Annotated in this window: 13 protein-coding genes; all 13 read left to right on the forward strand. The window is 72.6% G+C overall.

All coding sequences use genetic code 11. From position 1 onward, the window contains the following. Positions 1-77: 77 nt before the first annotated feature. The 13 genes from BDZ31_RS14795 to BDZ31_RS14855 all read left to right on the forward strand — a co-directional run bounded on the left by BDZ31_RS14795 (position 78) and on the right by BDZ31_RS14855 (position 12,657). Positions 78-614, forward strand: a complete 537-nt coding sequence (locus tag BDZ31_RS14795) for a YfcE family phosphodiesterase (RefSeq protein ID WP_183343115.1) — start codon at positions 78-80, stop codon at positions 612-614. Between the two features lie 20 nt (positions 615-634). Continuing rightward, positions 635-1,618: a ribonuclease Z gene (gene rnz, locus BDZ31_RS14800; RefSeq protein ID WP_183343116.1), complete on the forward strand. Its 984-nt coding sequence runs from the start codon at positions 635-637 to the stop codon at positions 1,616-1,618. Beyond that, positions 1,615-2,001 carry a PASTA domain-containing protein gene (locus BDZ31_RS26035; protein ID WP_183343117.1) on the forward strand — a complete coding sequence of 129 codons (387 nt, stop codon included), beginning with the start codon at positions 1,615-1,617 and terminating at the stop codon, positions 1,999-2,001. Before rnz ends, BDZ31_RS26035 begins: the two co-directional genes overlap by 4 nt. A gap of 117 nt (positions 2,002-2,118) precedes the next feature. Further along, positions 2,119-2,682, forward strand: a complete 564-nt coding sequence (gene pyrR / locus BDZ31_RS14810) for a bifunctional pyr operon transcriptional regulator/uracil phosphoribosyltransferase PyrR (protein ID WP_183343118.1) — start codon at positions 2,119-2,121, stop codon at positions 2,680-2,682. Beyond that, on the forward strand, positions 2,679-3,629 hold the full coding sequence (locus tag BDZ31_RS14815) for an aspartate carbamoyltransferase catalytic subunit (RefSeq protein ID WP_183343119.1): 951 nt from the start codon (positions 2,679-2,681) through the stop codon (positions 3,627-3,629). Before pyrR ends, BDZ31_RS14815 begins: the two co-directional genes overlap by 4 nt. Continuing rightward, positions 3,626-4,981, forward strand: coding sequence for a dihydroorotase (locus BDZ31_RS14820; protein WP_183343120.1), 1,356 nt, complete (start codon positions 3,626-3,628; stop codon positions 4,979-4,981). Before BDZ31_RS14815 ends, BDZ31_RS14820 begins: the two co-directional genes overlap by 4 nt. Beyond that, entirely contained in the window at positions 4,978-6,126 is a 1,149-nt protein-coding gene (carA, locus tag BDZ31_RS14825) for a glutamine-hydrolyzing carbamoyl-phosphate synthase small subunit (RefSeq protein WP_183343121.1), read from the forward strand. The genes BDZ31_RS14820 and carA overlap by 4 nt, the downstream gene beginning before the upstream one ends. Positions 6,127-6,142: 16 nt before the next feature. Next, positions 6,143-9,304 carry a carbamoyl-phosphate synthase large subunit gene (gene carB / locus BDZ31_RS14830; RefSeq protein WP_183343122.1) on the forward strand — a complete coding sequence of 1,054 codons (3,162 nt, stop codon included), beginning with the start codon at positions 6,143-6,145 and terminating at the stop codon, positions 9,302-9,304. Further along, entirely contained in the window at positions 9,301-10,152 is an 852-nt protein-coding gene (locus tag BDZ31_RS26040; RefSeq protein ID WP_183343123.1) for an iron-sulfur cluster-binding protein, read from the forward strand. The genes carB and BDZ31_RS26040 overlap by 4 nt, the downstream gene beginning before the upstream one ends. Beyond that, entirely contained in the window at positions 10,152-11,099 is a 948-nt protein-coding gene (locus BDZ31_RS14840; RefSeq protein WP_183343124.1) for a dihydroorotate dehydrogenase, read from the forward strand. Before BDZ31_RS26040 ends, BDZ31_RS14840 begins: the two co-directional genes overlap by 1 nt. 135 nt (positions 11,100-11,234) lie before the next feature. After that, complete coding sequence (mihF, locus tag BDZ31_RS14845) at positions 11,235-11,576, forward strand: integration host factor, actinobacterial type (protein WP_183343450.1); 342 nt, start codon at positions 11,235-11,237, stop codon at positions 11,574-11,576. 16 nt (positions 11,577-11,592) lie between these two features. Continuing rightward, complete coding sequence (gmk, locus tag BDZ31_RS14850) at positions 11,593-12,153, forward strand: guanylate kinase (protein ID WP_183343125.1); 561 nt, start codon at positions 11,593-11,595, stop codon at positions 12,151-12,153. 54 nt (positions 12,154-12,207) lie between these two features. Continuing rightward, positions 12,208-12,657 (forward strand): helix-turn-helix domain-containing protein, encoded by a 450-nt coding sequence (locus tag BDZ31_RS14855; protein WP_183343126.1) that lies wholly within the window; start codon positions 12,208-12,210, stop codon positions 12,655-12,657. The last annotated feature ends 23 nt before the right edge of the window (positions 12,658-12,680 follow it).

The raw sequence follows: 12,680 nt of genomic DNA on the forward strand, positions 1-12,680 counted from the left end.
ACGCCGACGCGGCGGCGCTCGGCGCGAGCGCCGCCGCGCGCTCGGCCGCGCGCCGCATCCGGCATCATCCACGGGCCGTGCAGCTCGCGATCGTCAGCGACACCCACATGCCGAAGGGCGCACGTGCGCTGCCGGCCGCGTGCGTCGCGCGGCTGCGCGCGGCCGACCTGATCCTCCACGCCGGCGACTTCGTCCGCGAGGAGGTGCTGTTCGAGCTGCAGGCATACGGCGAGGTCGTCGCCGTCCACGGCAACGTCGACGAGGCGCCGCTGCGGCGCGAGCTGCCGGCCGAGCGGATCGTCGAGCTGCCCGGCGGCGTGCGGATCGCGATGACCCACGACGCGGGCCCGTCCCAGGGACGCCTGCAGCGGATGCGGCTGCGCTTCCCCGACGCGCACGCGCTCGTCTTCGGCCACTCGCATCTCCCGCTGCACGAGACCGACCCCGCGAGCGGCTTCCAGCTCTTCAACCCCGGCAGCCCGACCGAGCGGCGGCGGGCGCCGCACCACACGATGGGCGTCGCGACCGTCTCCGACGGCGCCGTGCGGTTCGAGCTGATCGTGCTGGACGAGCCCGGCGCGGCGCGCGTTTCCGGCCCGGCCGATCAGCCCTAGCACTACCCTCAGAAAGGCAGATGGACCTCTCGCTCTTCTTCGCCGGCACCGCGGGCTCGGTGCCGACCGCCCGGCGCGGGCTGCCGGCGATCCTGCTGCGCCGCGGCGCCGACCGGATCCTCTTCGACTGCGGCGAGGGCACCCAGCGCCAGCTGCTGCGCTCGGCCGGCCTCGCCGACCTCAGCGACGTCTTCATCACCCACTTCCATGCCGACCACTGGCTCGGGCTGCCGGGGATGCTGAAGACCTTCGACCTGCGCGCGCGCGAGAAGCCGCTGACGATCTGGGGGCCGCCCGGCCTGCGCGCGCTGATGCACTCGATCAGGCACATCTGGGGCGGCTGCGGCTACGAGATCGCGCTCGTCGAGCTGCCGCCCGACGCGATGGTCGAACGCGACGAGTACGTGATCGAGCCGTTCCCCGTCAACCACCGCGGCACCGCCTACGGCTACGCGATCACCGAGGACGACCGGCCGGGCAGGTTCGACGCCGAGCTGGCCGAGCGGCTCGGCGTCACGCCCGGCCCCGACTTCGGCCGCATCCAGCGCGGCGAGACGGTCGCGGGCGTCAGACCGGAGCAGGTGATCGGCGAGCCGCGGCTCGGACGCAAGCTGGTCATCTCGGGCGACACCGGCCCGAGCGAGGAGCTGATCGAGATGGCCCACCGCGCCGACCTGCTCGTCCACGAGGCGACCTTCACCCAGGACGAGGCCGAGCGGGCGAGGGAGACGCAGCACTCGACCGCCGCGCAGGCCGCGCGCGCCGCCGCCGAGGCGGAGGTGCGGATGCTCGCGCTCGTCCACCTCTCGACCCGCTACGGCGGCCGCGAGATCCGCGACGAGGCGCGGGCGCTCTTCCGCGAGACGGTCGTGCCGCGCGACTTCGACGCGATCGACGTGCCGTTCCCCGAGCGCGGCGGCCCGCAGCTGGTGCGCTGGGACCCGCGCGCGCCGCTGCCGCAGGAGGCCGACGCTGAGATCGCGGCCGTGGAGCCGGGCGCGTGACGACGAGGCGGCCGGCGAGCTGGACGGCGGTGGCGCTCGGCGTCGCGTCGGGCTTCCTGATCGGCGTGCTGTTCGTCGTCGCGCTCGGGATCGGCTCGGCCGAGGAGCCGAGAACGCGCACGGTCACCGTCCTCAGCAGAGCGCCGCCGCTGAGCGGCGACGAGACGGTCATCACCCGCACCGCCGTCCCCGACGTGACCGGCGAGCGGCTCGACGTCGCGCACGAGCGGCTCGAGCGGGCCGGCTTCCTCGTCAAGGAGGAGAAGGGCGGCCTCTTCGGGACGATCGTCGACTCCAACTGGGAGGTCGTCGAGCAGGATCCCGCCGCGGAGACGCTGTTGGAGCGCGGCTCGACCGTCCGCATCACGCTCGACCGCCGCTGAGGGCGCTCCGCGCTCGACGCCGCGGCCCGACCGGGCGCCGTTCCGCCTGCGCCCGTTGCTAGGGTGGACGCAGATTCCGTTCCTTTAACCCGGTCCCGTGAGGCCAGGAAGGCGCGTGTGACAGACGAGAAGGTCGTCCTCGACCGCGACGACATGCGGCGAACGCTCGTGCGCATCGCGCATGAGATCGTCGAGAAGAACCCAGCCCAGCAGCTCGCCATCGTCGGCATCCACCGGCGCGGCGCCGTGCTCGCCGCCCGGCTCCACGCGCTCGTCTCCGAGCTGCTCGACGTCGATCCTCCGCTCGGCGACATCGACATCGCCTTCTACCGCGACGACCTCGCGACGCGGCCGAGCGCGCCGGTCGTCCACGCCTCCCACGTCGACTTCCCGCTCGACGGCCTGACGGTCGTGATCGTCGACGACGTCCTCTACACCGGCCGCACCGTCCGCTCGGCGATCGACGCGATCTTCGACTACGGCCGCCCGGCGCGCGTGCAGCTCGCCGTGCTCGCCGACCGCGGCCACCGCGAGCTGCCGATCCGCCCCGACTACGTCGGCAAGAACCTTCCGACCGCGCGCGAGGAGCGCGTCAACGTCCGCGTCGAGGAGCTCGACGACGTCGACGAGGTCACGATCTCCGAAGCGAGCACCGCCACCCAGGAGGTGACGACGACGTGAAGCACCTGCTGTCGATCGACGACCTCGCCCGCGCCGACATCGAGCGCGTGCTCGATCGCGCCGCCTCGTTCGCCGAGGTCGCCGGCCGCGAGATCAAGAAGGTCCCGGCGCTGCGGGGACGGACGGTCGTCAACCTCTTCTACGAGGCCTCGACGCGCACCAGCAGCTCCTTCGAGCTGGCCGCCAAGCGCCTCTCGGCCGACCTCGTATCGATCCGCGCCGCGACCTCGAGCGTCACGAAGGGCGAGTCGCTGAAGGACACGATCACGACGCTGACCGCCTACGACCCGGCCGCGATCGTGATCCGCTCGCCGCACGCCGGCGCCGCCCAGCTGGTCGCCGGCTGGACCGACGCGGCGGTCGTCAACGCCGGCGACGGCAAGCACGAGCACCCGACGCAGGCGCTGCTCGACGTCTACACGCTGCGCCAGAGGCTCGGCTCGCTCGACGGCGTCAAGATCTGGATCGTCGGCGACGTGCTCCACTCGCGCGTCGCCCGCTCCGACATCCTCGCCTTCACGCGCATGGGCGCGCAGGTGACGCTGTCGGGCCCGCCGACGCTGATCCCGCGCGGGATCGAGGCGCTCGGCTGCACCGTCGAGCCGACGCTCGACCGCCTGCCGGAGGCCGACGTCGTCTACGTGCTGCGGATGCAGCGCGAGCGGATGGAGGAGGCCTACGTCCCGTCGCTGCGCGAGTACGCCGCCCGCTACCAGATCAACGCCGAGCGCCTGCAGCCCCACCAGCTGCTGATGCACCCCGGCCCGGTCAACCGCGGCGTCGAGCTGTCCGGCGACGCGATCGACTCGCCGCAGGCGCTGATCGCCCAGCAGGTCGAGGCCGGCGTCGTCGTCCGCATGGCGGTCCTCTACGAGCTGCTCGCCGGCGCGAACAGCAGAGCGCCGCTCTCCGTCAACCCGAACGTCGAAAGCGCAGTCGCCGCATGAGCGTCAAAGGCCTGTACTTCCGCGGCGGTCGTCCCGCCGAGCTGCTGATCCGCGGCGCCCACCTGCTCGATCCGCGCACCGGCCTCGACGGCCCCGGCGACCTGCTCGTGCGCGACGGCGAGATCGCCGAGCTCGGCGCGCCCGGCGCGCTGGCCGCCCCCGAGGGCGTCGAGACGATCGAGGCCGAGGGGCAGCACCTCTTCCCGGGCTTCGTCGACCCGCACGTCCACTTCCGCACGCCCGGCCAGGAGCACAAGGAGGACCTCGCGACCGGCACCGCCGCCGCGGCCGCCGGCGGCTTCACGGCCGTGATCGCGATGCCGAACACCTCGCCGACGATCGACGACGCCTCGGTCCTGCGCGCGCTGCGCGAGGCGGCCGAGCTGCAGGCGCGCGTCCCGGTCGGCTTCCTCGCGGCGATCACCAGAGGGCTGAAGGGCGACGACCTGACCGAGATGGCCGAGCTGCGCGACGCCGGCGCGCTCGGCTTCACCGACGACGGCAGACCGGTGGTCGTCGCCGGGATGCTGCGCAAGGCGCTCCAGTACCAGCGCCTCGCCGGCGGCGTCCTCGGCCTGCATGAGGAGGACCCGTCGCTGTCGAACGGCTGCGTGATGCACGAGGGCGCGGTCTCCGCCCGCCTCGGGCTCGCCGGCTACCCGTCGATCGGCGAGTCGACGATCGTCGCGCGCGACGCCGCGATCGCCGCCTTCGAGGGCGGCCGGATGCACTTCCAGCACCTCTCCGCGGCCGAGTCGGTCGAGGCGCTCGCGTACTGGAAGGGGAGAGGGGCGCAGGTCACCGGCGAGGCGTCGCCGCACCACCTCACGCTCACCCACGAGGCGGTCCTGTCGCTCGACACGCGCTTCAAGATGAACCCCCCGCTGCGCGCCGAGTCCGACCGCCAGGCGCTGATCGCCGGCCTCAAGGACGGCACGATCGACTGCATCGCGACCGACCACGCGCCGCACGCCGCGCACGAGAAGGAGGTCCCGTTCGAGGAGGCGCCCAACGGCGTCACCGGGCTGGAGACCTCGTTCGCCTCGATCTACACCGAGCTGGTGAAGCCGGGGATCGTCCCGCTCGCGCTGCTGGTCGAGAAGCTGACCTCCGGCGCCGCGCTGTTCGACCTCTGCACGCCGAAGATCGAGGTCGGCTCGCCCGCGAACCTCGCGCTGGTCGACCTGCGCGAGCAGTGGGTCGTCGGCGAGCACGGCTACGCCAGCCGCTCGGCCAACAGCTGCTTCCACGGCCGCGCCTTCGACGGCGTCGTGAAGCTGACGGTCGCCGCCGGCACGATCGCCCACCGCCATCCCTCGACCACCCCCGCCACCACCGGAGTGACCGCATGAACGACGCGACCGCCTACGTCCTGCTCGAGGACGGTGAGCGCTTCGACGGCATCGCCTGCGGCGCCGACGGCCACGCCGTCGGGGAGGTCGTCTTCACGACCGGGATGACCGGCTACCAGGAGGCGATGAGCGATCCCTCCTTCAACGCCCAGCTGATCACGTTCACGACCGCGCACGTCGGCAACTACGGCGTCTCGGCCGAGGCGATGGAGTCCGATCGGATCCACGCCCGCGCGGCGATCATGCGCGCGGCGACCAACCGCGACGACGCCCCCGGCGCCGAGGGCCGCTGGCTCGACTGGCTGCGCGACAACGGCATCCCCGGCATCACCGACCTCGACACGCGCGCGCTCGTCCGCCACATCCGCGACCAGGGCGCGATGCGCGGCGGCCTCTTCCCGGCGAGCATGACCGAGGAGGAGGCGCGGGCGCTGATAGCCGCCGAGCCGCCGATGGCCGGCCGCGACCTCGCGCGCGCGGTGACGCCGTCGGAGACGGTCGTGCTCGAGCCGCTCGGCGAGGGGCCGGCCGGCGCCGAGCACACGCGGATCGCGATGATCGACACCGGCGTCAAGGCGTCGATCCTGCGCAACCTGCGGCTGCGCGGCGCGACCGTCGAGCTCCATCCCTGCACGGTCACCGCCGAGCAGCTGCTGGCCGGCGACGCCGACGCCTTCTTCATGGCCAGCGGCCCCGGCGACCCGGCCGCGCTCGACTACCTCGTCGCGACGCTGCGCGAGCTGGTCGGCAAGAAGCCGGTCTACGGGATCTGCCTCGGCCACCAGCTGCTCTGCCGCGCCGTCGGCCTGGAGACCTACAAGCTGCCGTTCGGCCACCGCGGCGCCAACCACCCGGTGATGGACCTCACCACCGGCCGCGTCGAGATCACCAGCCAGAACCACGGCTTCTCGGTCCGCGGCCCCGGCGGCTCGGCGACGGTGCCGACCGACGCCCCGGTCCGCTGGGAGACCGACTTCGGGATCGCCGAGCTGACCCACGTCAACCTCTACGACCACACCGTCGAGGGGCTGGCGCTGCGCGACGTCGTCGGCGCGACCGTCCAGTACCACCCCGAGGCCGGGCCCGGCCCGCGCGACTCGCTCTACCTCTTCGACCGGTTCATCAAGGAGATCGCCGGCGCGTAGGCCGGGAACAGACGCCATGCCGAAGCGCACCGACATCAGAAAGATCCTCATCATCGGCTCCGGGCCGATCGTGATCGGACAGGCGGCCGAGTTCGACTACTCCGGCACGCAGGCCTGCAAGGTCCTCATGGAGGAGGGCTACGAGGTCGTGCTCGTCAACTCCAACCCGGCGACGATCATGACCGACCCCGAGATCGCCACCGCGACCTACGTCGAGCCGCTGCTGCCCGGCCCGGTCGCGCAGGTGATCGAGCGCGAGCGCCCCGACGCGCTGCTGCCGACGCTCGGCGGCCAGACGGCGCTCAACCTCGCCAAGGCGCTGCACGAGGACGGCACGCTCGCGAGATACGGCGTCGAGCTGATCGGCGCCAACTACGACGCGATCGACCGCGCCGAGGACCGCGACCGCTTCCGCGAGACGATGGAGGCGGCGAGACTGCGCGTGCCGCGCTCCGCGATCGCGCACACGCTCGAGGAGGCGCGCGCCGCGCTCGACGACATCGGCCTGCCGATGATCATCCGCCCGGCCTTCACGCTCGGCGGCCGCGGCGGCGGGATCGCCCGCACCGTCGAGGAGTTCGAGGCGATTTGCCATCGCGGCATCGAGGCCTCGCCGATCAACCAGATCCTGATCGACGAGTCGGTCCTCGGCTGGGGCGAGTTCGAGCTCGAGGTGATGCGCGACCACGCCGACAACGTCGTGATCATCTGCTCGATCGAGAACCTCGACCCGATGGGCGTCCACACCGGCGACTCGGTCTGCGTCGCGCCGCAGCAGACGCTGACCGACAAGCAGTTCCAGAAGCTGCGCCACCAGGCGATCGAGGTGATCCGCGCCGTCGGCGTCGAGACCGGCGGCTCCAACGTCCAGTTCGCCGTCAACCCGCAGACCGACGAGGTCATCGTCATCGAGATGAACCCGCGCGTCTCGCGCTCCTCGGCGCTGGCCTCGAAGGCGACCGGCTTCCCGATCGCGAAGATCGCGGCGCGGCTGGCGGTCGGCTACACGCTGCCGGAGATCGACAACGACATCACGCGCGCGACGCCGGCCTCGTTCGAGCCGACGATCGACTACGCGGTCGTCAAGTGGCCGCGGTTCGCGTTCGAGAAGTTCCCCGGCTCCGACGCCGGCCTGACCACCCACATGAAGTCGGTCGGCGAGGCGATGGCGATCGGCCGCACCTTCAAGCAGGCCTTCGCGAAGGCGCTGCGCTCGCGGGAGCTCGACCAGCGGGCGACGCCGCCGGAGGAGCTGGAGGAGCTGCTGTCGGCGCTGGAGACCGGCGGCCCCGACCGCTTCGACCTCGTGCTGGAGGCCTTCCGCCGCGGCGTCGAGGTCGAGACGCTGCACGCGCGCACGCAGATCGACCCGTGGTTCCTGCGCGAGCTGCAGGAGCTGGCGCTCGATCCCGAGGCGGCCGAGGCCGGCGAGCGGATCTTCAAGTCGGTCGACACCTGCGCCGCCGAGTTCGCCGCCCGCACGCCGTACTACTACTCCTCCCGCGAGCGGCCGCGGCGCTCCGGCGTCACCGCCTCCGAGGTCGAGCGCGGCGACCGGCCGAGCGTCGTGATCCTTGGCGCCGGCCCCAACCGGATCGGCCAGGGGATCGAGTTCGACTACTGCTGCGTCCACGCGGCGATGACCGTGCGCGAGTCGGGCCGCGACGCGGTGATGGTCAACTGCAACCCGGAGACGGTCTCGACCGACTACGACACCTCCGACCGGCTCTACTTCGAGCCGCTGACGCTGGAGGACGTGCTCGGCGTCTGCGAGGTCGAGAGACCGGAGGGCGTGATCGTCCAGTTCGGCGGCCAGACGCCGCTGCGGCTCGCCGCCGGCCTGGAGGCCGCCGGCGTCCCGATCCTTGGCACGAGCATCGACGCGATCGACCACGCCGAGGACCGCGGCCGCTTCGGCAGGCTGCTCGCCGACCTCGGCTACTCCGCGCCGCCGTACGCGACCGCCCACTCGCCCGAGGAGGCGCTCGCGAAGGCGCCGGAGGTCGGCTTCCCGCTGCTGGTGCGGCCGAGCTACGTGCTCGGCGGCCGCGCGATGGAGATCGTCTACTCGCTGGAGGGCCTCGAGGACTACCTGACGCGCGTCGGCGCCCAGCACGGCTCCGGCAAGGAGATCTTCCTCGACCGCTTCCTGGAGGACTCGATCGAGGTCGACGTCGACGCGCTCTGCGACGGCGAGCAGGTCTGGATCGGCGGGATCATGCAGCACGTCGAGGAGGCCGGCATCCACTCCGGCGACTCGGCCTGCGTGCTGCCGCCGCACTCGCTCGGTCCCGACGCGCTCCAGCAGATCAGGGAGCACACCGAGGGGATCGCGAAGGCGCTCGGCGTCGTCGGCCTGCTGAACGTCCAGTACGCCGTCGACAAGTCCGGCAAGCTCTACGTGATCGAGGCCAACCCGCGCGCCTCCCGCACCGTCCCGTTCGTCTCCAAGGCGATCGGCCTCCCGCTCGCGAAGCTCGCCTGCCGCATCATGCTCGGCGAGAAGATCGCCGACCTCGGCCTGCCCGAGGACCCGGTCGGCGACGTCGTCTGCGTCAAGGAGGCGGTGATGCCGTTCGACCGCTTCGCCGGCGTCGACTCGCTGCTCGGCCCCGAGATGCGCTCGACCGGCGAGGTGATGGGGATCGCCCACGACTTCCCGACCGCCTTCGCGAAGGCGCAGGCGGCCGCCGGCTCGGTGCTCCCGAGCGAGGGGACGGTCTTCATCACCGTCACCGACAGCGACAAGCCGGCCGCCGCCGGCGTCGCGATGGCGCTCCACGGCCTCGGCTTCAGGATCGTCGCGACGCACGGCACCGCGCAGGCGATCAAGCGGATGGGGATCCCGGTCCAGGCGCTGGAGAAGATCGGCTCCGGCTCGCCGAACGTGCTCGAGCTGATCGAGCGCGGCGAGATCCAGCTGGTCGTCAACACGCCGGTCGGGACCGGCGCCCGCACCGACGGCTGGGAGATCCGCTCGGCGGCGATCGCCAACGGGATCCCGTGCATGACGACGATGACCGGTGCGATGGCAGCCGCGCAGGCGATCGCCGCCGGCGGCCGCGAGGACCCGACGGTGATCGCGCTGCAGGACCTGCGGGCGCCGCGCGCGGCGGCACGGGTTCCGTCGGGAGCGCCCGCCGAGGAGGAGCGCGCTCCCGTCGGAGAGCCGTCGTGAGCGCGACCGCGACGACGACCGACGACGGGCGGCGGACGCTCTCGCCGCCCGGCCGCCGCCGCGCGACGGTGATCGAGCGGCGCGTCCACGGCTCTTACGTCGTCCTGCGCGTCGCCGACCCGGAGGGGCAGCCGGCCCGTCCCGGCCAGTTCGCGATGCTGGCCGCGGCCGAGCGGTGGGGCGGAGGGGACGGCGAGCGTCCCTTCCTGCCGCGCGCCTTCTCGGTCGCGCGCATCCCCGCGCCGGGCGAGGCCGAGTTCCTGCTGGAGGACGTCGGCCCGGGCACCGAGCGGCTGTGCGAGCTGGAGGCCGGCGACGCGCTGTGGCTGCTGGGGCCGCTCGGGATCGGCTTCGGGCTCGAGGCGGGCGGTCGCCGGCCGCTGCTGGCCGGCGGCGGCGTCGGGATCGCCCCGCTCGCGATCCTGCAGGACGAGCTGGCCGCCTCCGGCGCCGCCGACCTGGCGCCGGCGCTGCTCGGCTTCCGCGACGCGCCCCACGCCGAGGGCGCGGCCCTGCTGCGCCACGGCGCGCGCGTCGCGACCGACGACGGCTCGGTCGGCCACCACGGCCGCGTCACCGAGCTGCTGGTCGAGGAGCTCGACCGCGACGAGCGCGCGCAGGTCTACGCCTGCGGCCCGCCGGCGATGCTGGAGGCGGTGCGGGCGCTCTGCGCCGAGCGCGACGTCCCCGTCCAGCTCGCGCTGGAGTCGGGGATGGCGTGCGGCTACGGCGCCTGCTTCGGCTGCGTCGTGCCGACGAAGAGCGGCTACGTGCGGCTGTGCGTCGACGGGCCGGTGCTCGACGGCGAGCAGCTGGAGACGGCGCTCGTCCCGGGGGCCGGTCACTGATGCCCGCGATCGGAACCGGTGCGGGCATCGACGCGACGCCCTCGCTGCCGACGACCTTCTGCGGGATCGAGCTGGCCCACCCGATCGTCAACGGCTCGGGCACCTTCGACGCGATCGCCGCGCGCCGCGCCTTCGGCGACGCGCTCGTCGAGCAGTTCCCCTTCTCGGCCTTCGTCTCCAAGACGGTCACCGTCGCGCCGCGCGAGGGCAACCCGCCGCCGCGGCTGTGGGAGCTGCCGGGCGGCCTGATCAACTCGATCGGCCTGCCGAACAAGGGGCTTGACGGATATCTGACGCACGACCTTCCGGAGCTTGCGCGGCTGCCCGTCCCGCTGATCGTCAACGTGATGGGCTTCACGCGCGAGGAGGTCGCGCGGCTGGTCGACGCCTTCGCCGAGCGCGAGGAGGTCTCCGCGCTCGAGCTGAACGTCTCCTGCCCGAACGTCGAGACCGGCCTGATCATGGGCGCCGACCCGGGGGAGACGGCGAAGCTCGTCGAGCGCGTGCGGCCGCTCACGGCCAAGCCGATCATCGTCAAGCTGACGCCGAACGCGACCGACCCCGGCGCCGTCGCCGAGGCGGCGGAGGCGGCCGGCGCCGACGCGCTGTCCCTGATCAACACGATCCGCGGCATGGCGCTCGACCCGCGCACGCGCGAGCCGTGGCTCGGCGCGGGCACCGGCGGCGTCTCGGGTGCAACGGTTCGTGCAATCGCGCTCGCGCAGGTCCAGGAGGTCGCGCGGCGGGTCTCGCTGCCGCTCGTCGCGATGGGCGGCGTGCAGCGCGGGCGCGACGCCGACGACCTGCTGCGGGCGGGAGCGACCCTGGTCGCCGTCGGCACCGAGAGCTTCCGCGATCCGCTCGCCGGACGGCGGGTCGCGGCCGAGCTGGCGGAGCTGCGCCGAGAAGGGTCGAATCCGGGCGCCGACGCGCCAGCATCAACATGAACCGCTCGGGAAAACTCCTGCAAAGAGATGGGATCTGCTACGGCACTCTCGACATCGCTGAACCTCAAGTTGAGGTCGAGACGAATTCGTCCCTTGTCGCTTGAACCGCCTCTCGCAAGATGTAGACTCGCCGCCATGCCGCCGGCCATCCCCGCCCCCACCAAGACCGCGACAGCGCCGGAGCGTTCCCTGAACCAGCGCATGGACGCGCTCAACCGAGCGAACGAGATCCGCACCAAGCGGGCGCAGCTCAAGCGGGACCTCAAGGCCGGACGCGCGGCGATCCACGAGCTCCTGATGGAGCCGCCGAGCTACATCGAGACCGCCAAGGTCTTCGACCTGCTCCTCGCCGTCCCGAAGTACGGGCGCGTCAAGGCCAACAAGGTGCTCACGCAGTGCCGCATCTCGCCGAGCAAGACGATCGGCGGGCTCTCCCAGCGTCAGCGCGGAGAGCTCGTCGCGCTGCTGCGCCGCTAGACCCGAGCCACGTCAGTTGGCCAGGGTTTTCGTCATCACCGGCCCCTCGGGGGTCGGCAAGGGAACGTTGATCCGGAACCTGCTCTCGCGGGTCCCCGAGCTGGAGCTGTCGGTCTCCGCGACCACGCGGAGACCGCGGCCCGGCGAGGAGGACGGCGTTCATTATCACTTTCTCACCGACGAGCAGTTCGAGCAGCGGGTCGACGAAGGGGCCTTCGTCGAGCACGCCGACTACTCGGGCCGCCGCTACGGGACGCTCCGCTCCGAGCTGGAGAAGCGCACCGCCGCCGGCGCGCCGGTCGTGCTGGAGATCGAGGTCCAGGGCGCGCGCCAGGTGCGCGAGACGATGCCCGACGCCGTCCAGGTCTTCATCGTGCCGCCGTCGAGGGAGGCGCTGCGCGAGCGGCTCGTGGGGCGGGGGACCGACAGCCCCGAGGACGTCGAGCGGCGCCTCGGCGTCGCCGAGCAGGAGCTGACCGCCTGCGACGAGTTCCAGTACCGGGTCGTCAACGACCGGCTGGAGGACGCGGTCTCCGAGCTCGAGCGGATCGTCGCGCGCGAGCTGCGCGCGGGCTGACCGGCGCGCAACCTTGGCGTTTCGCTATTCGGCTATCAGGCTATCCTGCTAGCCATGACTGCGACGAGACCACGCGGCAGCGAGCGCGAGGCGCTCTACGTCCGCATCCCCACCGACCGCGCGCGCGACCTCGACCGCGCCTCCTTCGAGCTGAAGCTCTCCAAGCAGGACCTCGTCAGCGCCCTGCTCGAGCGCTACGTCGATCCCTCCTCGGCGGCGAGCCTCGAGTCGCTGCGGGCGCTCCACGGGCCGCTCGACGCCGACGGCAACCGCATCACGATCGAGCCGGCGCCGCAGGGCCTCACGCTCGGCCGCCACGACTTCCGCCCCGATCCGGTCGCCGACGTGCTGACGCTCGCCGACGCCGCCGAGCTGCTGCAGGTCGAGGAGACGTCGGTCGCGAGCCTGGCCGAGCGCGGCGAGCTGCCCGGCCGCAAGATCGGCGAGGAGTGGCGGTTCACGCGCCAGGCGATCCTGGACTGGCTTTCAGCCGGTAATGGCTAGAATTCGCCCTCAACGACCGCGAA

It is taken from the genome of Conexibacter arvalis, assembly GCF_014199525.1.
Taxonomy (GTDB): Bacteria; Actinomycetota; Thermoleophilia; order Solirubrobacterales; family Solirubrobacteraceae; genus Conexibacter; species Conexibacter arvalis.